17 protein-coding genes are annotated in these 21,360 nt (G+C 69.4%); 8 read left to right on the top strand and 9 right to left on the bottom strand.

The features are described from left to right. Window positions 1-2: 2 nt before the first annotated feature. Together ACQW02_RS26585 and ACQW02_RS26580 are read right to left on the bottom strand one after the other, a co-directional pair. Complete coding sequence (locus ACQW02_RS26585) at window positions 3-1,715, bottom strand: ABC transporter ATP-binding protein/permease (RefSeq protein ID WP_431282932.1); 1,713 nt, start codon at window positions 1,713-1,715, stop codon at window positions 3-5. A 146-nt stretch (window positions 1,716-1,861) separates the two neighbouring features. After that, the gene (locus ACQW02_RS26580; protein WP_431285973.1) at window positions 1,862-2,629 is read right to left on the bottom strand and encodes an inositol monophosphatase family protein; all 768 of its coding nucleotides are present in this window, start codon (window positions 2,627-2,629) and stop codon (window positions 1,862-1,864) included. 159 nt (window positions 2,630-2,788) lie between these two features. Between ACQW02_RS26580 and ACQW02_RS26575 the strand changes: the two genes are divergently transcribed. From ACQW02_RS26575 to ACQW02_RS26545, 7 genes are read left to right on the top strand one after another with little or no spacing between them, the layout of a single operon-like run. Continuing rightward, window positions 2,789-3,643 (top strand): prephenate dehydratase, encoded by an 855-nt coding sequence (locus tag ACQW02_RS26575; protein ID WP_431282931.1) that lies wholly within the window; start codon window positions 2,789-2,791, stop codon window positions 3,641-3,643. Continuing rightward, window positions 3,643-4,614 carry an Hsp33 family molecular chaperone HslO gene (locus ACQW02_RS26570; RefSeq protein ID WP_431282930.1) on the top strand — a complete coding sequence of 324 codons (972 nt, stop codon included), beginning with the start codon at window positions 3,643-3,645 and terminating at the stop codon, window positions 4,612-4,614. The genes ACQW02_RS26575 and ACQW02_RS26570 overlap by 1 nt, the downstream gene beginning before the upstream one ends. 13 nt (window positions 4,615-4,627) lie before the next feature. Further along, window positions 4,628-5,377, top strand: coding sequence for a hypothetical protein (locus ACQW02_RS26565; RefSeq protein WP_431282929.1), 750 nt, complete (start codon window positions 4,628-4,630; stop codon window positions 5,375-5,377). Between the two features lie 10 nt (window positions 5,378-5,387). Further along, the gene (locus ACQW02_RS26560) at window positions 5,388-5,780 is read left to right on the top strand and encodes a RidA family protein (protein WP_431282928.1); all 393 of its coding nucleotides are present in this window, start codon (window positions 5,388-5,390) and stop codon (window positions 5,778-5,780) included. Between the two features lie 3 nt (window positions 5,781-5,783). Beyond that, entirely contained in the window at window positions 5,784-6,239 is a 456-nt protein-coding gene (locus ACQW02_RS26555; RefSeq protein WP_431282927.1) for a methyltransferase family protein, read from the top strand. A gap of 57 nt (window positions 6,240-6,296) precedes the next feature. Beyond that, window positions 6,297-8,147 carry an extracellular solute-binding protein gene (locus ACQW02_RS26550; RefSeq protein ID WP_431282926.1) on the top strand — a complete coding sequence of 617 codons (1,851 nt, stop codon included), beginning with the start codon at window positions 6,297-6,299 and terminating at the stop codon, window positions 8,145-8,147. Next, the gene (locus ACQW02_RS26545; RefSeq protein ID WP_431282925.1) at window positions 8,147-9,235 is read left to right on the top strand and encodes a microcin C ABC transporter permease YejB; all 1,089 of its coding nucleotides are present in this window, start codon (window positions 8,147-8,149) and stop codon (window positions 9,233-9,235) included. The genes ACQW02_RS26550 and ACQW02_RS26545 overlap by 1 nt, the downstream gene beginning before the upstream one ends. Window positions 9,236-9,242: 7 nt before the next feature. Here the strand turns inward: ACQW02_RS26545 and ACQW02_RS26540 are convergent, their stop codons facing one another. After that, entirely contained in the window at window positions 9,243-9,617 is a 375-nt protein-coding gene (locus ACQW02_RS26540) for a hypothetical protein (protein WP_431282924.1), read from the bottom strand. 104 nt (window positions 9,618-9,721) lie between these two features. Here ACQW02_RS26540 and ACQW02_RS26535 point away from each other — a divergent pair, with 104 nt between their 5' ends. Continuing rightward, a complete protein-coding gene (locus ACQW02_RS26535; RefSeq protein ID WP_431282923.1) occupies window positions 9,722-10,759 on the top strand; it encodes an ABC transporter permease in 1,038 nt (345 codons plus the stop codon). 3 nt (window positions 10,760-10,762) lie between these two features. Here ACQW02_RS26535 and ACQW02_RS26530 read toward each other — a convergent pair whose 3' ends face one another. The 6 genes from ACQW02_RS26530 to ACQW02_RS26505 all read right to left on the bottom strand — a co-directional run bounded on the left by ACQW02_RS26530 (window position 10,763) and on the right by ACQW02_RS26505 (window position 21,134). Then, a complete protein-coding gene (locus ACQW02_RS26530) occupies window positions 10,763-12,070 on the bottom strand; it encodes a UDP-glucose dehydrogenase family protein (RefSeq protein ID WP_431282922.1) in 1,308 nt (435 codons plus the stop codon). A gap of 319 nt (window positions 12,071-12,389) precedes the next feature. Beyond that, on the bottom strand, window positions 12,390-14,594 hold the full coding sequence (locus ACQW02_RS26525; RefSeq protein WP_431282921.1) for a DUF3141 domain-containing protein: 2,205 nt from the start codon (window positions 14,592-14,594) through the stop codon (window positions 12,390-12,392). A 132-nt stretch (window positions 14,595-14,726) separates the two neighbouring features. Further along, window positions 14,727-16,400, bottom strand: coding sequence for a tetratricopeptide repeat protein (locus ACQW02_RS26520; RefSeq protein ID WP_431282920.1), 1,674 nt, complete (start codon window positions 16,398-16,400; stop codon window positions 14,727-14,729). Between the two features lie 340 nt (window positions 16,401-16,740). Beyond that, on the bottom strand, window positions 16,741-17,115 hold the full coding sequence (locus ACQW02_RS26515) for a phage tail fiber protein (protein ID WP_431282919.1): 375 nt from the start codon (window positions 17,113-17,115) through the stop codon (window positions 16,741-16,743). 92 nt (window positions 17,116-17,207) lie between these two features. Beyond that, entirely contained in the window at window positions 17,208-20,420 is a 3,213-nt protein-coding gene (locus ACQW02_RS26510) for a hypothetical protein (RefSeq protein ID WP_431282918.1), read from the bottom strand. A 57-nt stretch (window positions 20,421-20,477) separates the two neighbouring features. Continuing rightward, window positions 20,478-21,134 carry a hypothetical protein gene (locus tag ACQW02_RS26505; protein ID WP_431282917.1) on the bottom strand — a complete coding sequence of 219 codons (657 nt, stop codon included), beginning with the start codon at window positions 21,132-21,134 and terminating at the stop codon, window positions 20,478-20,480. Window positions 21,135-21,360: the final 226 nt, after the last annotated feature.

Below are 21,360 nucleotides of genomic sequence, written 5' to 3'. Positions count from 1 at the left end.
GGTTACCGACCGTAGCCCTGGCGCAGCCAATCCACCACGCGCAGCGGACGTTGCCTCGGCTGTTCGGCCGCGCGGCGGCGGGCAAACACCTCCAGCAACAGGACTTCACCGCCCGCCGAACGCTCCAGCGCCAGCCGCCGGGTGAAGATGTCGGGCGAACCCGGGTGCCGGCCGATGACGATCAGCCCCGCCTCCGGCAGCGTGTCGGCGACCAGGTGCAGCATGGCATCGGCCGAATCCGGGTCCAGCGCATCCGTCGCATCGCCCATCAGGATCCAGTGCGGCCGGCGCAGCACCAGGCGGGCGAAGGACAGCCGCTGCAACTCACCGCCGCTCAGGGCGCTGCCCCAGTCGGCCACCTCGTCCAGCCGCACCACCAGCCAATCCAGCCCGACCTGGCGGAGTGCTTCGGCCATCGCGCCATCGGCGTCGGGCGTCGCCTCGGCCGGGAAGGCCAGGACGGTGCGCAGGCTGCCCGCCGGCAGGAAGGGCGACCGGCCGACGGCGATCATCTCCGCATCCGGCGGCAGGTTCACCTGGCCCCGGCCCCAGGGCCAAAGCCCGGCCAGCACGCGGAACAGCGCCGCCGCCGCATCCAGGTCGCCATCCACCAGCACGCGTTCGCCCTGCGACAATTCCAGGGTCAGCCCCGACAGCATGGTGGTGCCATCGGGGGCCGCGACCGACAGGTCCTGCACGCCGAGTTTCACATCGGCCGCACGATTGAGGTTCAGCGCCGTGTCGCCGGTGCGCGCGGCCTCCAGCGCCACGACCCGCACGGCTTCCTCAAGCGACAGCACCCGTTCGACCGAGGCGCGCCATTCGGCGATGCGCGGCAGGTTGTCCACCGGCCAGGACAGTGCCGCCGTCACCTGCTGGAAGGCCTGCGCCGATTGCATCAACCCGCCGAGCGACAGCCCGCCCACCAGGAAGCGCGGCGTGCCGACCAGGATCGGGAAGACGGCGGCCAGGGTGATGTAGCCGGAGGAAAAGGCGAGCAGCCGCGCCAGCCCCGCGGATTGCAGCCGCCAGGCCGGGGCGATCGCCTCGAACGCAGCACCCAGGCGGGTGCGTTCCGAAGCCTCGCCGCGCGCCAGGGCGATGGGTTCGCCCATCTCTCCGGCGCGGACCAGGCGATAGCGGAAATCGGCTTCCCGCGTCTGGCGGGTATCGGTGGCGCGGACCAGCGGCAGGCCGAGGATGAAGGCGACCACCGCGCCGACACCGGCATAGAGGAAGGCCAGCGCCACCAGGTGCCCGGGCATGCTGAAGCCGAACAGGCTGATCACGCCCGACAGCGACCACAGGATTCCGACGAAGGTGACCAGCAGCAGCATGCAGTAGAACAGCGTGCTGGCCAGGTCGATCGCGGCCTCGGTCGCGATGCGGATATCCTCGGCGATGCGCCCGTCGGGGTTGCCGTGGTCGCCGGGGATCATGGCGGCCTGGTAGTGCCGGGCGTCTTCCATCCAGTCGCCGATGACCCGCACGGTCAGCCAGCGGCGCCAGTCCAGTTGCAGCCTGCGCTTCAGCACCAGATGCGCCGTGTTGGCCATCATGGTGCCCAGCACGATCAGCGCGAAAATACCGATCTGGGTCATGGCGCGGTCGGTCGACCGGCGCTCCAGCGCGTCGAACAGATCGGCGCTCCAGATGTTCAGCCGGATCGCCAGCCCCACCTGGGCCACGACCAGCAGCGCCACCAGCGCGGTCATCACGCGCGGCCGCAGACACCCCTTGCCGCGCCAGTAAGGCCCGGCGAGCCGGAGGAAATCCCCGAGGAACTTGCCCGAGCGGCCTGCATTTCCAACGTCGTCCAAGCGCAAAGCTCCGTTCGGAAAACGCCATGGTCTGGTCCGGACTACCCCCCCGCCAGCAGCCCGATCACTTCCGGCAGCAAACCCGGATCGCCGAGCGCCACCACATCGCCACGGGCCGATTCCAAGGTCAGGTCGCGCCCGTCCCAATCCGTGACCCGGCCGCCGGCCCCTTCGATCACCGGCACCAGGGCCGCCCAGTCCCAGGGCTTCAGCGTGTCCTCGACGATCGCATCGATCAGGCCGAGGGCGATCAGCCCATAGGTGTAGCAATCCCCGCCCCATGTGGTGCGGCGCGCCGCCTTCCGCACCCGGTCGAACGCGGCCAGCCGGTCGGGCGAGAAGACATCGGCCGAGGTGCAGGAGAATTCCGCATCGGCCAGGACCGGGCAGGGGCGGCAGCCGACGGTGCCGCCGAAGGGGCCGGTGAAGGTGGTTGCCTGCCCCGTGATGCCGACCCAGCGTTCGCCGGTCGTGGGCTGGTCGATCAGCCCCAGCACCGGCCGGCCGCGATGCAACAGGCCGACCAGCGTGCCGAACAGCGGCCGCCCGGTCAGGAAGGCGCGGGTGCCGTCGATCGGGTCCAGCACCCAGACCCATTCGGCATCGGCGCGTTCGGCGCCATATTCCTCACCAATCACGCCGTGGCGGGGCAGGCGGTCGGCCAGCAGCGTGCGGATGGCGCGTTCGGCGGCGCGGTCGGCCTCGGTCACCGGGCTGGCGTCGCCCTTGGCCTCGACCAGCAGGGCGGAGCGGAACAGCGGGCGGATGGCGGCGCCGGCGACGTCGGCGGCGGCATGCGCCACGGCCAGGAAGGCGGGGTCGAGGATCAGGACGGCGGCCTCCTGGTATGCGCGGGCCGGGTTTGCCTAAGCGGGGTCCGCGCCGGTAAACGATCCCCAGACCCTACGTAGTCCCCCCCCGGCCGACAACCGGGGCCGGGCGCCCCTTCGCCAAGGCCATCCATTCCCGTGACGACTTCGACCATCGCCTTCCAGGGCGTGCCCGGCGCCTATTCCGACCTCGCGTGCCGCGACGCCTATCCGGGCTGGGCCACCCTGCCCTGCCCGTCGTTCGAGGCCGCCATCCTGGCCGTGCGCGAAAAGCGCGCCGAGCTGGCGATGCTGCCGTGCGAGAACAGCCTGGCGGGCCGCGTGCCCGACATCCACCGCCTGTTGCCCGATAGCGGCTTGTCGGTCGTGGGCGAACACTTTGAACGGGTCGAACACTGCCTGCTGGCGCCGGAGGGCGCGACCCTGGCCAGCATCCGCCGCGCGCACAGCCATCCGGTGGCCCTGGGGCAGGTACTGAAACTGCTGGCCGAGATGAAGCTGACGGCGGTGGTCGAGGCCGACACGGCGGGGGCCGCCAAGCTGATCGCCGAACGGGGTGGGGTGGAGGATGCCGCCATCGCCTCGGCGCTGGCGGCCGAGATCTACGGGCTGAAGATCCTGCGCCGGAATGTCGAGGACGAGGCGCACAACACCACGCGCTTCTACGTCATGTCGCGCACGCCGCTGCGGCCGCCGGTGGATGCGGAGAATACCGTCACCACATTCGTCTTCAGGGTCCGCAGCATTCCGGGCGCGCTGTACAAGGCGCTGGGCGGCTTCGCGACCAATGGGGTCAACATGACGAAGCTGGAATCCTACATGCTGGACGGGAAGTTTTCCGCGACCCAGTTCCTGTGCGACGTGGATGGCCACCCCGACGCGCCCGGCTTCCAGCATGCGCTGGAGGAGCTGCGCTTCTTCAGCAGGCACGTCACGATCCTGGGCGCCTATCCGGCGCATCCCTATCGGTTGTCCCAGGCGGAGGCCGCGTGATGGCGGATGCGACCGACCCGTCGGAGATGCCCGACTTCCTGAACCACGAACGCCCGCCGGTGCCCGATATCGTCGTGGCGCGGGGCGTGCAGCCGTTCTTCCTGGACGGGCGGCCGGTACGCGGGCGCCTGGTGCGGCTGGGGCCGCTGGCCGAGGCGCTGATCGGCCGGCATGACAATCCGCCCGCCGTGGCCACGCTGCTGGGCCAGGCCTTGGCCCTGACGGCGGGGCTGGCGGCGGCGCTGAAGTACAAGGGCTCGTTCAGCCTGCAAGCCAAGGGCGAGGGCCCGGTCGGCATGCTGCTGGCCGATTGCACCGATGAGGGCGCGCTGCGCGGCCATGCGCGGGTGGATGCGGGCGCGCTGGGGGATGCGACGGCCGCGGACGCGCTGCTCGGCAAGGGCTACCTGGCCTTCACCTGCGACCAGGGGCCGGACATGGACCGCTACCAGGGCATGGTCGCGATCGAGGGCGCCAGCCTGTCGGAGATGACGGCGCGGTATTTCGATACGTCGGAACAACTGGCCGCGCGCGTCTGGCTGGCGGCGGGGCCGACCCCCGCCGGTTGGCGGGCCAGCGCGCTGGTGCTGGAACGCATCGCCGCCGGCGGCGGCAGCGAGGCGGTGCTGGAGCCCGAGATCGCCGACGACGCCTGGACCACGGCCCTGGCCCTGGCCGGCACCGTGACCGACGCCGAATTGCTGGACGACAGCCTGTCGGCCGAACGCCTGCTGACCCGGCTGTTCGGCGGGGAGTTTGGTGCGGAGGGCATTGCCCTCGGCCGGCCGCGCCCGCTGTCCTATGGCTGCCGGTGTTCGCGCGCGCGGCTGGCGCAGTTACTGACGGGCTTCCCCGCCGACGACCTGGACCACATGGCGGAGGAGGGGGTCATCACCATGACCTGCGAATTCTGCAACCTCGGCTTCCGTTTCGATCGGACCGAGGTACGATCCGGTGCCGGACGAGCATAAGGGGCGAAAGCGCGTGACCCAGAACTGCCTGACACGACGCGCCGCCCTGGTCCTGCCGGTCTTCGCCGCCGCCTGCGCCGCCACCCCCGACACCACGCCGCTGCCGCCGCTGGTGATCGGGTACAGCCACCTGACCCCGCTGCGGCTGAACGTCCAGGCGGTCGAGATCATCCCGGCCCCGGGGGGCGAGATGACCCGCGTGGATACCCCGGCCCCGCTGCGCCCGCCCGAGGAAGTGGCCCGGATGGGCCGCGAACGCCTCTTCGCCGACGGCAATACCAACCGCGCCCGCTTCCTGACCGAACAGGCCAGCCTGGTGCGCGAGACGGTGGGCCAGAGCGGCCTATTCACCACCGCCCCCGCGCGCTTCACCTGCGTGCTGCGCTGCCGGGTAGAGGTCATCACCGAAGAGGGCCGCCGCGCCGCCTTCGCCTTGGCCGAGGTGCGCCGGACGTTTACGCTGGGCGACCCTTCCCCGGCCGGTGCCATCGCGCGGGCGGCGGAAACGATCGTGCGCCAGTCGATGGACGACCTGAACGTGGAATTGGAGTTCCAGGCCCGGCGCGGCTTGCGCGAATGGCTTGTAGCAGCCCCACGGGCGACCACCCCGGGCGAGGTGCAGCGGGAGGATTTGCCCGGCGGAGGCGCACCGGGCGTCGCGGCGCCAGCGACGACCTTCGCCCCGAACCTGACGCCGCCCCCGAACCTGGCCCCAAATCTGACCCCGAACTTGGCCCCGCCCGTGCCCACCCTTGCCATCTGAAGGACGCAGCATGACCGTCACCTTCGACAACCCCCCCGGCGTCCGCGCCCCAGGCGGCCGCTATTCCCACGCCGCCCGCATCGCCGGCGGGGCGGCGCGGCTGGTCATCTCCGGCCAGATCGGCGTGACCACCGATGGCCGGGTGCCGCCGGATGGGGAGGCGCAGATCGCCCAGGCCCTGGCCAACCTCAAGGCGGTGCTGGCCGGGCATGGGCTGGGCTTCGCCAATATCGTGAAGGTCACCGTCTTCCTGACCGACACGGCGCTGATCGGCCCCTGGCGCAGTCTGCGCTCCGCGGCCTTTGGCGATCACGCGCCGGCCAGCACCCTGCTGGTGGTCGCGGGGCTGGCCGACCCGGCCTATGTGGTCGAGGTCGAGGCCGAGGCGGTCTTTCCGGCGTGATCCATGCAATGGCTTGAACTGAAGATCCCGCCGCCGGTCCTGTTCCTGGCCGGGGTCGCCCTGGTCTGGCTGCTGGATGTGCCGTGGTTGGCGTTTTCGTCGCAGTTCAGCCAGCCGATCGCACTGGGCCTGGGGGCGCTGGGCATCGGGATCGATATCGTGGCGATCCGCCAGTTTCGCGCCGTGGCCACGACGATCAACCCGATGGCGCCGGGCAAGGCGAGCGTGCTGGTGGATAGCGGCGTGTTCTCGGTCAGCCGCAACCCGATGTACCTCGGCCAGGCGGTGATCCTTTTCGCGCTGGCGCTGTTCCTGGGGCATGGGGCGGCCGTCATCGTGGCGCCCTTGCATGTCTGGTTCCTGACCCGGGTCCAGATTTTGCCGGAGGAACGCGCCCTGCTGGCCCGCTTCGGGGCGCCCTACGCGGCCTACATGGCCCGGGTTCCGCGCTGGCTGTAGCGTTGTGTGTCCTCCTGGGCGGTTGCGACGCGGCGCGCCACCCCCCACTGTGAGGCCATGCAGAGACGCCACCTGATCGCCGCCGGCCTCGCCGTCGGCCTGCCGCCCCTTCCGCTGGCGGCCCAGCCAGCCCCGCCGGTCGCCGCCGGCGTCACCCGCAGCCATGCCCTGACCCTGCTGGCACCGCCCGCGTTGCCGGCCGATTTCACCCATTTCCCCTGGGTGAACCCGGCTGCCCCCAAGGGGGGTGAGATCTCGCTGACCGCGATCGGGGCCTTCGACAGCTTCAACCAGTTCATCCTGCGCGGCACGGCCGCGGTCGGGCTGGGGCTGCTGTATGACACGCTGCTGCAGGAAAACCCGGACGAGGCCAGCGTCGAATACAGCCACCTGGCCGAATATGTGGACCAGCCGGAGGACCGGATGTGGGTCGCCTTCGGCCTGCGCGACGGCGCGCGCTGGCATGATGGCCGGCCGATCACGTCGGAGGATGTGGTCTGGACCTTCAACCAGTTGCGCCAGCACGGCCGGCCGGGTTTCCGCGCCTATTACGCCGATGTGACCGACGTGGTGGCCGAGGGCCCGCGCCGCGTCGTCTTCCGCTTCCGGAATGCGGAGAACCGCGAACTGGCGCTGATCGTGGGCCAGCTCAGCATCCTGCCGAAGCATTGGTGGGAGGGGCGCGATTTCACCCGCCCCCTGCTGGAACCGCCATTGGGGTCGGGGCCCTACAGGATCGAGCGGTTCGAGGCCGGGCGTGGGGTCACCTATCGCCGCGTCGCCGACTACTGGGGCCGCGACCTGCCGACCAAGAAGGGCACCGACAATTTCGACGCCATTCGCTACGACTACTACCGCGATGCGACGGTGGCGCTGGAGGCGTTCAAGGCCGGGCAGATCGACTTCCGCACCGAGAATATCGCGCGCGACTGGGCCACCGCCTACGACTTCCCGGCCGTGCGGCGCGGCTGGGTGAAGCTGGAAGAACTGCGCCACGAATTGCCGACGGGCATGCAGGCTTTTGCCATGAACCTGCGGCGGCCGCTGTTCCAGGACAAGCGTGTGCGGCAGGCGCTGGGACTGGTGTTCGATTTTGAATGGATGAACGCCAACCTGTTCTACGGCGCCTATGCGCGGACCGATTCCTATTTCTCCAATTCCGATTTTGCCGCGCGGGATTTGCCGGCGGGGGCGGAACTGGCGGTGCTGGAACCCTTCCGCGACCGGCTGCCGCCCGAGGTTTTCTCGCAGGTGTTCCGCAACCCGACGACGGATGGCAGCGGCAGCAACCGTGACGGGACGCGCGCGGCCCTGGCCTTGTTGCGGGAGGCGGGCTGGACCATCCGCGACCGCCGCCTGGTGAACAGCGAGGGCCGGCGGTTCGAGTTGGAGATCCTGCTGAACGGACCCTCCTTCGAACGGATCGCGCTGCCCTATGTCCAGGCGCTGGCGCGTATCGGGATCGAGGCGCGGGTGCGCACCGTGGATCCGGCGCAGTACCAGGTGCGGACAGATGCCTTCGACTACGACATCACGGTCGATGTGATCCCGCAATCCAACAGCCCCGGCAACGAGCAGCGCGATTTCTTCACCTGCGCCAAAGCGCAGGAAACCGGCAGCCAGAACATCGCCGGCATCTGCGACCCGGTGGTGGATGCGCTGGTCGACCTGGTGATCGCATCGCCCGACCTGGAAACGCTGCAATCGCGCACGCGGGCGCTGGATCGCGTGCTGTTGTGGAACCACTACGTCATCCCGCAATGGCATAGCCGCACCTTCCGCATCGCCTGGTGGAACCGGCTGGGGCGGCCGGAACGCAACCCGAAGTTCGGGCTGGGTTTTCCGACATCCTGGTGGGTCGATGCGGCGCTGGACCGGGCGCTGGCGGAAGCGCGGCGCGCCGGCTGATGGCGGCCTATCTGCTGCGCCGGCTGCTGTTGGTCGTGCCGACCCTGTTCGGCATTATCCTGATCAATTTTGCGGTGGTGCAGTTCGCCCCCGGTGGGCCGGTCGAACAATTGCTGGCCGAGATCAAGGGCGAGGGTGCGACGCTCGGTCGCCTGACCGGCGAGGGCAGCGGCGAGGTCCGTGCTCCGTCGAGCGAGGCCGGCGGCAGCACCTATCGCGGCGCGCGGGGCCTGGACCCGGCGATCGTGCGCGACATCGAAAAAATGTTCGGCTTCGACAAGCCGCCGCACGAGCGTTTCATCACGATGATGGCCGGCTACCTGACCTTCGATTTCGGCCGCAGCCTGTTCCGCGACCGGCCGGTGGTGGATCTGATCCTCGAAAAAATGCCGGTCAGCGTCTCGCTCGGGCTGTGGTCGACCTTGCTGGTCTATCTGATCTCGATCCCGCTCGGCATCGGCAAGGCGGTGCGGGATGGCACGCGCTTCGATGTCTGGACATCGGCCGCGGTGCTGGTGGGCTACGCGATCCCGGGATTCCTGTTCGCCATCCTGCTGGTGGTGCTGTTTGCCGGCGGGTCTTTTGTCCAGTGGTTTCCGTTGCGGGGGCTGGCGTCACCGGGGGCCGATCTGTTGCCCTTCTGGCAACGCGGGCTGGATTACGCCTGGCACATGGCGCTGCCGACCTTGGTGCTGGTGTCGGGTGGCTTTGCCGGGCTGACGATGCTGACCAAGAATTCCTTCATGGATGAGATCGGCAAGGCCTATGTCGTCACCGCCCGCGCCAAGGGGGCGGGTGAGACGCGGGTGCTCTACGGGCATGTCTTCCGCAATGCGATGCTGCTGATCATCGCGGGATTCCCGGCCGCCTTCATCGGCATCCTCTTCACCGGGGCCTTGCTGGTGGAGATCGTGTTCAGCCTGGATGGGCTGGGGCTGCTGGGGTTCGAGGCGGCGATCCGGCGGGATTACCCGGTGATGTTCGCGACCCTCTACATCTTCACCCTGCTGGGGCTGATCATGCAGATCGTCGGCGACATCATGTACACGGTGGTCGATCCGCGGATCGATTTTTCCGCCCGGCGCTGAACCGGCGTCAGCGCGCGATGGTGGCGCCGGCGCGGCGCAGCACGGCGCAGAGCCTGGAGAAGGCGAACCAGAAGGCGCCATGGGCTGGCGCATTGTCCGGGTCCTGGGCCTGGCGCGGTTCGCTGCGGCGGAGCAGGCCCAGCCGGGCCTCGAACCGGCCGCGCATGTTTTCCAGGAAGGCGTCGGTGCCGCCGAGGTATTGCTCCATCATCTCGGTCGCGATGTCGATTTCGGCGCGGGCATGGCCCTGGCTGGTGAAGTCCTTCAACCCCCGGCATTCCTGCGCCAGGCCCAGGTGGATCCGGTGCATATCGGCCAATAGCCGCGCCATCCGCAGCCGCGCCTCGCGGATGTCGTCGACGGGTGCATTGGTTTCGATCATGGGGCGGGCCCTTCCTCGTGCGGAAGCCTGCGCAGGGGTGGGTGAACGGCGGGTTAGCGCGGGTGGATTTGAGAAACGCGGAACAGGCCCTAAGTTAATCCGGCATGAGCCTTTCGCCGATCACGCGCCGCCGCCTGGCAAATTTTCGCGCCAACCGCCGAGGCTGGTGGTCGCTGTGGATTTTCCTCGCACTTTTCCTCGCCACCCTCTTCGCCGAGGGCCTGGCCAATGACCGCCCCTTGGTCGCGCGGGTCGATGGGCACTGGTTCTTCCCGGTCCTGACGGAATACGCCGAATCCGACATCGTGCCGGATGGGCTGCCGACCGCGGCAGATTGGCGTGACCGCGAATTCCGCGCCGATGTGGAAGCGCGCGGCTGGATGATCTGGCCGCTGGTGCCCTACCGCTATGACAGCGTGGTCGCCGACCTGGGCCAGCCGTCGCCCGCGCCGCCGTCCTGGCGCAACCCGCTGGGCACCGACGATCAGGCGCGGGATGTGATGGCGCGGGTGATCTGGGGGTTCCGGATCAGCGTGCTGTTCGGCTTCGCACTGACGTTTTGTTCCTCGATCCTCGGCATCGCGGCCGGGGCGGTGCAGGGGTTCTATGGCGGCTGGACCGATTTGGTGTTCCAGCGCTTCATCGAGATCTGGGGCGGCATGCCGCAACTCTTCCTGCTGATCATCCTGGCCAGCGTGCTGGAACCGGGGTTCTGGACCCTGTTGTTCTTCCTGCTGCTGTTTTCCTGGATGGGGCTGACCGGTGTCGTCCGCGCCGAGTTTTTGCGCGGCCGCAACCTGGATTACGTGCGGGCGGCCAAGGCGCTGGGCGTATCCGACGCGCGGTTGATGACGCGGCATATCCTGCCGAATGCGATGGTGGCGACCCTGACCTTCCTGCCCTTCATCCTGTCCGGCTCGGTCACCGTGCTGGCCAGCCTGGACTTCCTGGGGTTTGGGCTGCCGCCCGGGTCGCCCTCGCTTGGGGAGTTGGTGTCGCAGGGCAAGAACAACCTCAAGGCGCCCTGGCTCGGCATCACCGCCTTCATCGTGCTGGGCGGTGTGCTGATGCTGCTGATCTTTATTGGTGAGGCGGTGCGCGACGCCTTCGACCCGCGCAAGCTGCCCGGCGGCGGGCGGTAGCCCTCAGGCCCGCCCGATGCTGCTGTAGTCCAGCCCCGCTTCCCGCATCGCCACCGGGTCCCAGGCGTTGCGCAGGTCGATCACGGTCTTGCCGCGCATCGCGGCCCGTAGCCGGGCGGGGGCCAGCGCGCGGAATTCGTTCCATTCGGTCAGCAGGACCAGCACATCGGCGCCGGTGGCGGCACCCATGGCGTTGTCGGCGTAGTGAATGGCCTCCGGCAGCATGGTCCGGGCATTGGGCATCGCCTCCGGATCGAAGACGCGCAGCGACAGCCCAGCCTCGACCAGGCGCGGCAGGATGGTGAGGGAGGGCGCGTCGCGCATGTCGTCCGTCTCGGGCTTGAAGGCCAGGCCGAGCACGCCGACGGTCAGCCCCGCCGGATTGGGGCCGCAGGCGCGCAGCACACGCTCGGCCATGGCCAGTTTGCGGGCCTCATTGGCCGCGATGGTGGCTTCCACCAGGGTCATCGGCGCATTGGCTTCGCGCGCCGTGCGGGCCAGGGCGATGGTGTCCTTCGGGAAGCAGGACCCGCCATAGCCCGGCCCCGGGTGCAGGAACTTGCGGCCGATCCGGCCATCCAGCCCCATGCCGCGCGCCACGTCATGCACATCCGCGCCGACGTTTTCGCACAGGTCGGCGATCTCGTTGATGAAGGTCACCTTGGTCGCCAAAAAGGCGTTGGCGGCATATTTGATGACTTCCGCCGTTTCGATGGTGGTCGCGACGATCGGGGTCTCGGTCAGGTAGAGCGGGCGATAAAGCCGGCGCAGCACCGAAAAAGCGCGTTCGCTCTCGGCGCCGATCACCACGCGGTCCGGCCGCATGAAATCGCCGATGGCGCTGCCTTCGCGCAGGAATTCGGGGTTGGAGGCGATGTCGATCTGCAGATCGGGCCGGACCCGCGCGACCAGCTCCTTCAACCTCGCCCCGGTGCCGACGGGAACGGTGGATTTTGTCACCAGGACCAGCGGCCGGGTCGCGGCGCGCGCGACCTGTTCGGCGGCGGCGAAGACATAGGTCAGGTCGGCATGGCCATCGCCACGGCGGGACGGGGTGCCGACCGCGAGGAAGACCGCATCCGTGTCGCGCATCGCCTCGGCCAGGTCGGTGGTGAAGGTCAGGCGGCCTTCCTTCATGTTGTCCACGACCAGGCGGTCCAGCCCGGGTTCGTAGATGGGCATCTGGCCCGCGCGCAGGGCCGCGACCTTGGCGGCGTCGGTATCGACGGCGACCACGTCGGTGCCGAACTCCGCGAAGCAAGCGCCCGAAACCAAGCCGACATAGCCGGCGCCGACGATGGCAATCCTCAAGGCGAAAAGCTCCCTTGGCAGAGTGACCCCGCCGCACCGACCGCGCCTGGGGGCGGCCGAGGCGACAGGGGTGGACGCAGGCCGGGGCATCCGCCCGGTCCTTGCGTGGCATCATGGCCGTAGGGGGTGGCATAGCCCAGGGCCGCGGGGTGCTGAACCGAATTATATCGGTTTGCGGCGGATGGTCACCCCTTGGGCGCGGGGGCCGGCGCAGGGCCGGGACGGAACGACCGGCATCGCCACCATGCCGGTGGCGACGCCGAGCCCGCAGGCAGGGCGTCGGGGGGCGGCCCCGACGCCCCGCTTCAGCCTGTCGCCGTCAGGCGGCGGCCGTCCCGCGCGGGCGCAGGCGCCGGACCTTGCCGCCAGATCCCTCCACGGGCTCCGGTTCCCCCAGGAACATGCGTTCCACGGTCGCAAGCCGCTCGGCGACTTGCTCCGGCACGTCACCTGTCGCCTCCACCACCGAACGGATGGCGGCGAAGGCGTCCGCACGCTCGCTCGTATCTTCCGGCAGCAGCGCGGGCAGGGCCGCGATCGCCGCGGCGTCGTCGATCTTCAGCATGAAGAACTGCGTCCGCACGAGGTCCTTGAACACCGACAGCGGCAGGCGCTTCGACCCATAGGCCTCCCGCACCTTGCGGACGATGGCGAAGGCGCGCTCATCGGCCGCGCGGCTGGGCATGCGGACCCAGAGCAAGGCGCGCACCACGGCCTCGTGCAGCCCGCCCTCCGCCATCGTGGCGCGCAGGTGATCGATCGACAGCGAGACGAAGCGACGGTGGTCCTGCGACACTTCCGGGCGCAGGCGCGCCGGCGCGCTTTGCGCCGTGACACCTGTCAGCCCCTGGACCAGGGGCGACCCGTAGGCATCCTGGAACATGCGCTCGGTCAACGCGTCGCGCTGACGGCCATAGGCGGTGAGCATGCTGGTGACGACATCGGAGAAACGCTGCTCCGCCGCGCGTCCGGGATTGCCCGGGTCCACCGGTCGGCGGTTTGCCTGCACCATCCCGGCCGCGACCCGGACCCAGGCCATCAAGGGGTTGCGGTCAGAAAACAGCGTGTAGCCCAGGCGCGCCGGATGCAGTTGGGTCGTCATATCGGCGACCGGCGGGATCGCCATCGCGCGCACCGTCGGTTGGACGAAGGTCCGGTACAGCGCCATGTTCGCCTCCGACACGCGCCGCACGGCGGCGAAGCGCATCTCGTCCTCCGGATCGGTCCCGCCATGGGCCGCGAGGGCGGGCAGGTCGCGTGCCTCGAACGACACGACCCAGTCGCCGCCTGCAAGGTCGGCGCCGTACATGCCCTTTCCGTCCTGCATCACCGCCTCGTACAGGCCGGGCGGCAGGACATCGATCATGTCCATGTTGCAGGTGAATTCGCGGTGTTCCTTCCGCGCCACGCCGCCCGACACGAAGATGCCCAGGTGGCCGATGCTGCCATGCACGGAATAGACGATGGTCTGGCCGTGGGTCCGCAGGTCATCCAGGTTCGAATACAGGTCGGTGATCCAGGACAGCGCCTGCGCCGGCGGCGTGATGTCGTCGCCCTCCGAACAGAAGACGATGATCGGAGACGCGATGTTGCGCAGGTCGACACGCGTGCCGTCGGAGAAGGTGAGTTCGCCCGTCGCCAGGCGGTTACCGATGAACAGCTCGTCGACGATGAACTGCATCTCCGCGGCGTTCAGCTTGACGTGCCCGCCCCACCATTTCTCGAAGCCGAGGTAGCGGTCGGCGGCCTCGTCCACGTCGGACCAGACCTCGGCCTGCTTGGTCCAGTAGGTATTCGCCGGGTTGCCGGATTCGAAATTGCTGACGAGCCAGGAGCCGTCGAACTTGCCGCCCCCGAGGTCGCCGGTCATGGCGGTGAGCCAGGAGCCGCCGAGCATCCCGCCCAGGTAGCGCATCGGGGCCTTGCCCGGCACGCCGGCCCAGTAGGACAGCGGCGTGCCCGCGACCATCAGCGGCCCAAAGGCCTGCGGCCGGATCGCCGCGGCCATCATCAGCATCCAGCCGGCCTGGCAATTGCCGATGGCGATGGGCTTGCCCTCGGCGTCCTGGTGGCGACGGCCGACCTCCTCGGTGAAGGCGACCAGGGCGCGGACCACATCCTCGATCGTCTGGCCAGGTTCGGGTTCGGGCCGGAAGCCCACGAAGTAGCTGGCGTGCCCGGCCTGCACGGCGACGCCGATTTCGCTATCGGCCTTGAAGCCGCCGATGCCCGGCCCGTGGCCGGCACGCGGGTCGATGATGATGAAGGGACGGTTGAGCGGGTCCGGCACCGGCGCCCCGGCCGGCGGGTTGATGCGCGCCATCCAATAGTTCACCGGGCGGGGCAGGTCGCGGCCATCCATCACCACGTCGAAGCCGAAGTTCAGCACGTTGCGCAGCGGATCGTCCTCCCGCTCCAGGAAGGCGTTGCCACGTTGCCGCAACACATCAAGGAACAGGACGGATCGTTGCCAGGCATCCACAGAGTAGGACGTCCAGGGGAAAAGATTGAACTCACCAGCCATGGTATCGCTCCTGCTACGCGCCGAACGGCGATGCGACGCTGGGTCGCTCGCATCCGGCATTGGCGTGAAGGCGGTCAACCTAGCATTGACGCGGAAGCGTATCCAAGCCGAGCGACCCGCCGGCGGGGTTAATTACCGTGACGTCCTGGCCGACCGCGCCAGGCGCAGCATGGCGCGGCGCGATGCCGGCGTGTCCTCGCCCTCACCCGCCGCGACATCCGTCAGCCCCGCCAGGCGCAGGCCGTCGGCGATCGCCTGGATCAGGTCGGGATGCAGGTTGCGGGACCGCAGGTCCGCGAACAGGTGCCGGCCGTATTCGGGGTCGATCGCGAGCAATGCGGCGATCGCCTCCTCGGCGTCCTGCCACAGGCCCAGGCGGGCGGCGGCGATCGCGGTCAGGACGGCGCCATAGAGGATGGGCGGTGCCTCGACCCGCCGGGCTTCGGCCAGCGCCTCGGCAAAGCGGCCGTGCATGTAGTGATACAGGGCAAGGCCGGTCCGGTAGCTGCCGGGCTGGGCGGGGTTGCGGGTATAGGCGCCCTCCAGCAGCGGGACCGCCTTGTCCCAATCGGCCCGCAGCGCGTAGCGCAGGCCGAGGTCGGCCATGATCGCGGTGTCGTTGGGGTTGAGCGCAAGCCCGGTCTCCAGCGCCTCGATACTGCCAGGCACGTCGCCGCTGAACCAATAGGCCAGCGAAAGCGCGTGGTAGCCGCGGCTGGAATTGGGCGCGAGGGTGATCGCCTGGTGCGCCAGGGTCAGCGCCCTTTGGCGCGGGTCGCCGCCATCGACCGCGATGCCGAAGCGGAACGCGTTGACGAACATCAGCGACAGGCAGGCATGGGCCTCCGCATAGCCTGGTTCCCGCTGGATGGCCCGTTCCAGGCTCTCGCGGACGGGGTCGAACAGGTCGGGGTCGTAGCTGCGCCAGTATTGATAGAACAGCACGACGCCGTCGAAGGAATGCAGGCTGGCCGGGGGCGTGCCATCGGTTTCGCGCGCCTTCGCGCCGAAGATGATGCCGTAGGGCTGCGCCAGGGTCCGCACCACGTTGTTCGCGACCTCATCACGCACCTCCAGGATCTCGGCCGGGCTGAGGGCGCGTTCGAAGCTTTCGCCCCAGAGGTAGCGGCCGGTCCGCGCGTCGCTCAGCAACACCTCCAGGCAGAAGCGCTCCGCCGTGAGCGTGGTGCCGCCGGTCAGCACGAAATCGACATCGATGTTGCCGCCGGGACCGGCCGCGGCATCGGGGCCGGGCGCCGCGTCGGCGCCGAAGACGAAGAGGTCGGTAAATCGGGTAAGCCCCACCACGATCTGGCGCGTCAAGCCGCGCGTGAAGTTCGGAAAGGCGGACTGGTCCCCGTCTTCGTCCAGGGGGCTGACGTAGATCGCGCGGCCGTGGTGGTCGGGGCCGTGTTTGCGGGCCGGCGGGGGTGACGGGGCCGGTTCTTCAGCGACGGAACCGACAACGTGAAACACCGGGACGTAGGATCCACGTGGGATGGTGATCCGTATCGGGTCCTCCGCCCCGGTGGTGAGGTAGTAGCGTTCAAGCGAGCGGCGCAGGCGCCCGGCCTCGATGCGCACGATGGAATCAAGCTGCGGATCGAAGCCGGCGTCGCGGCCAAAGACACTGGTCGCGATGCTATAGGCCTTGATACGATCGCCGCGGCCTTCAAGGGTTTCTTCCACCGCGTAGGCCAGGAATTGCCGGTTGCGTTCCGAGGCATCGAAGCCGCGGGACTCAAGGACGCGACGGAGCGCGTCCTGGATGACGCCAGGGTCTGTGCAATGCCGGCTGTCATTCATCCTATGGCCCCGATACCTCGCGCCACGCCGATCCGCATTCGTGACATCGCATGTGAACCGTGAAGGGTTCAGCGCCGCGCCCAAGCCCATTGGCCCCGGACGTCAACAACGGGGCCGCGATGCCAGGGAGAAGCGCGCATTTTAACAGTGACGTACCAGGAACGCCACCCCGCAGGACGACCGATAGAGTCTTGCCCTGTCGATCCGGCGACCACCGATACAGGCGTCTTTACCTGCAAGGGCGGCATATGCCGCGGTGGTTTCCTGATACGGCGCGATTGATACGGCAGCGCGTCATGGTGACGATCACCAAGGTGATGCGGCGGGACAGCGGCCGGCGCTACGTCCCGTCCAGCACCAGCGCTTCGGCGGCGATCGTCACCGTGCCGGCGCCGGCCACCACGACCGACGCATTCAGCGGGGCGAAGGCGATCGCATTGCCGCCCGATTGCGCATCGAACAGCCCAAGATGCGTCAGCGTGCCGGACGCGGCGGTGAAGGCGAAGCGCAGCGTTTCCGCATTGCGCTGCGCGCCGGTGCCGGTGAAGGTGGCCTGCGCTCGGGCGTAGCCATTGGCGACCGGTTCGCCGGTCAGCCCGGCCGCGGCGGTGGCGCTGGTCCCCAGGCCGACAAACACGACATTCGGCAGGGCCGGCGACCGGCCGACAAGGGCACGGGCGACCAGGTTGCGGGCATAGTCGGTCAATGCGGGCATGGCGTTTTTCCTTGGCGGGGGATGTCGGGGGCGGGGGATGTCGGGGGAAACGGCGATGCGGCGCGGGCGCCTGGCGCCCGCGCCCTTCGCGATCAGAAGTTCACGATGACCTGCGCCCAGCCGGCGCCGCCATCACCGCCACGGCCGCCATTGCCGCCTTCCGCGGAACCGCCGCCGCCACCGCCGGAGGAACGGCCAGCGAAACCGCCGGTGCCGCCGGTGCCGCCGATCCTGGCGCCGCCACCGCCGCCTGAATTGCCCGCCATGCCGGGGTTGGCAGCGCCATCGCCGCCGGCAACACCCGTTGCAGCGCCACCTGATGCCGTCGCCGATCCGGATGCATGCGGCCTGGTGCCGCCACCACCGGCCGATGCGGCGCTGGCGGCACTGGTGCCACCACCTGATCCGCCGCCTGCGCCCCCGACCACGGCAGCGCCGCCCGACTGGCCCAGGCCGGTGTTCAGCCCCCCGCCGCCACCGCCACCAGGGCCGAAGTTGATGTTGCTGCCGCCGCCCGCCCCGCTGCCGCCGACGGCGCCGCCGACGCCAGCGACCGCGCCCGCCGTGGCGCCCGTCGCCGATCCGCCTTCGGCATTGTAGCTTGCGCCCGCGCCACCACCGCTGTTCGCCGCCACCTGCCCGCCCGCGCCGCCGCCGCCCGCGCGCGCGACGAGCACGGAAGCCCCACCCATCGTGATGGAGGATGCGCCGCCCGTCGTGCCGTTGCTGCCGGCCGTGCTCGCGGTCGTCGCACCGGCGCCGCCGACACCGGCCGCGCCGATGGTGATCACAAGGTCGCCGGTGATCTCACTCGCCAGGATGGTGCGCTCCACCACGGCGCCGCCGCCACCGCCGCCGCCACCGCTGGTGGCCGTGCCAGGCGCACCCCGCGCACCACCACCCGCGCCACCACCACCACCGCCCGCACGGAGCGTGTAGGATTTGGCCGAGGCGACGCGGGTGAACGTCCCGCTGCTGGAGAAATCGGCCTGCGTGGTGAAGGAGGACGTCGCCACGAAGGCCGTCGTCGCAATCTGCGCCGTGGCGGTTCCGGCTGTCGCGGTCGGCGCCATCGGCGTGCCGCTCAACGTCGGCGATGCGAGCGGCGCCGCCCCCGCCACGTCGGCGACCGCCAGCGTGACCGCGCCGCTGCGGCCGGCGACCGTGCTCACGCCACCGACGCGGGCATCCACATACTGCTTGGTCGCGGCCTGGAGAGCCGTGGTCGGGTCGGCCGGCAGGACCAGCGCGCCGCTCAGCGTCAGCGTTCCCGTGGCCGACAGCCGGAGGCGTTCGGTCAGCGATGCGCCTTGCCGCGTTTCAAAGCTGATCGAACCGGCCTCGCTGCCCGATGTGACGGTGTCGGAGAAGGCCGAGATGCGGGCGAAGGTCACCTCCGTCGCCGCGCTGTTCATGCCGTTGAACTGCACCTGGGTCAGCCGGTCGCCGGCAGCCGGTGCCGTGGAGATCCGGCGCATCTGCATCGTGAACGGCAATGTCGCCCCGCCCGGTGCGCCGAAATCGACGCTGCCGTTCGGGTTCAGCGTCGGATCGCCGCCGATGCCAAGGCTGCTGCCGGCGCCGACGGAGATGAAGTGGATCGGCTGGTCCGATGCGTTCGAAAAATTCATCCGGGCGCCGAGCGAGGCCGACCGCCGGCGCAGCGTGGCGACGCCGTCGGTCGCGATGTCGAACCTGCGGGTCAGGCCGGAGGCGGCCGAAGGAACCGTGTGGAGTTCGACGGTACCGCCACCGATGCGCGCGGCCTGGGTCCCGGTCAGGCGATTGCCCATCACGATGATCTTTTGCATCGCCGCATCGGACTGCGCCGTGTAGGTCGCCGACTTCAGGTCATTGCCAATGAGCGTGAGGTTGGTCGCCGCATCCTGGATGTTGACGACACAAGGGTTGCCGGTGCCGTAGAGCGACCCGCCAGGGGTCAGGTCCGATGCCTCGATCGTCAATGCGCCGGACACGACATCCACGGTGCGGACGCAACCGCCGTTCACCACCGCGCCGATGATGTGGTGTTGTTCGATGGTTGAGCTTTCCACCCGCACCGTGGTGCCCATCGATGACAGGAAACCGCCGATCCATTTTGTACGGAAGGCGTTGCCGCCGATGCGCAGCCCGACGGGGACCGGATCGGCCACGGTCAGATGGTTGTCGACCGATGAGTTGACGATCTGCGTCGCCTGCGCGCCCGTCGCCAGGTCAAACCCGATGTCGTAGCCATAGGCAAAGCAATCGACGAATTCGCACACATCCGAATCGGTCAGCCGGAACGCTGTGCCGGTCCGCCGGTTATTCCAGACATGGAGCTGGCCACCCGTCGTGTAGCTGCCCGAAAACACGCTGGCCTGCAGGTCCACGATATTGGCGCTGATCGTCGTCACGATGAAGCGCCCGTTCGCCGCGGTGACGCCGCCGACCGCCGCCACGTTCACCATGTCGCCAGTCAGCAGCCCATGCGCCGAGGCCGTGGTGATCCGCACCAGCCCCGTGCCATTGTTGGCGACACCGGTGATCGAGTTGGAGACCAGGCTGACGCCGCCCAGGTTGCCCGTCACGAAGGGCCAGAAATGCACGCCATGGATGCGCGCGATGTCGAAGGAACGCGACAGCACCACGCCATTGCGGTTGTCGCCCAGCACGTCGCGGACCTGCAGCCGCGCATTGAAGTCGGAGACGATGGCGCGGTCGAAGCCAAGGATGAGCAGCCGCTCGATCCGTGAATCGGCCCCGTTGCCGGTGCCCGCCCCGGTGCCGTCGCCGACGGTGATGGCGGTGCCGGCGAAGGCGGCCACCGCGTTCAGCGCCTCCCGCATCGTGGTCGGCGGAGTCAGGCCGCGGCGCACCAGCGCCATGCCCTCCAGCCGCGAACTGCGGCGCACCCGCACCGTGCGGGCGGCATCGATCACAAGGGTGAAGGGCACCGTGCTGTAGTTCGCCGCGTCCCGCTGCCCACCGGATGCGCCGCCGCTGAGCGTGACCCCCGCCTTTACATCCAGATCCGCGCCGGCGATCAGGTAGCGCCGGGCGCCGAGGCGCACCGTGCCGCCACCCGCGGCGACCGCGGCGTTGATGGCCGCCTGGATCGCCACGACATCATCCGTCGTGCCGTTCCCGACGGCGCCGAAATCGCGCACATGCAGGTCGCGTTCGGCATGCATCGCGGCGCGCAGCTGCGTCACGCTGACACGCCGGGTTTCAGCGGAGACGCCGCTGCCCTGCACCACCGGTGTCAGGTCGGTATCGGCGAGCGCCGTGACGGCGGGCAGGTCGGAAAGCTTGGCGTCGGCCATGGGGGGGGCGATCCTCGAATCAGGTGTTTCGGAGGGGGAAAACCGGTGAAGGGCGCGTCAGGGCTCGAGGAGCAGGGCGCCGCCCTGTTCCAGCAGCAGGCGCCCGCTGCCTTGCAGCAGCAGCGAATAGGCGGCGGTGACGGAGAAGGGTGCCGAGACGGCGATCATGTCGGGCTCGTCCGGCGTATCGGCCCGCAGGCGGTAACCGCTGCCCGGCGCCGGCAGGCTGATGGTCGCCGTGGCCATGCCGCCGCTGGGGGTGGCCGTGACCGGCCCGACGACCAGCGTGTCGCTGGCGTCGCGGATCGAGAAATGGACAGTGCCGATCGGGCCGCCGACGCTGGCGGACACCGCGATGATGCGCCCCACGGTCAGGCCGGTCGGCAGCGGCGACAGGGCAAGCCCAAGGACGCCGGCACTCCCCGCCAAGGAGAAGGCATAGATCGGCACGGCCGACCTGGTCAGCCGGATCGGCGCGTTGCTGGCATCGAGCACCAGGCCATTGCCGGTCATTGCCAGCGAACGCACGGGCAGCATGGACAGCGCATCGGATGCGACGACCAGGATGACGTGGCCCGGCCGCAACCGCGCCAGGGACGGGGCGAAATATCCGGACGCCAAGGTCTGCGCCCGCGTGTCGGAGGTTGCGTAGTGCCAGAGGGTGAAGCCCTCCGTGGCCGCGAGCGTCACCAGCGCGTTTGGATCGAACGGCATCAGGCGGGGCCTGACGATGAGCGGGCAGGTTTGGACGCGGGCATGCATCGCCTCCTCTCCCGGCGCGGCAAGGCCGGCGGGGATACGGGTTGCGGGGACGGGCTGATCGGGTGGCTGGGGAGGGGCGTTTGGACGCACCTCACCCCTTGGCGAGGCGACACATGCCAGCAATAGGAAAAAATGTCAAGGAAAAAATGCCGCGCCGGCGGTCTGCACAAGCCGGTCC

The sequence above is a fragment of the Humitalea sp. 24SJ18S-53 genome (genome assembly GCF_050632385.1).
Classification (GTDB): Bacteria; Pseudomonadota; Alphaproteobacteria; order Acetobacterales; family Acetobacteraceae; genus Humitalea.
The sequence above is the reverse complement of the archived record's forward strand: the minus strand, read 5'-3'. Positions and strand labels throughout refer to the sequence as shown.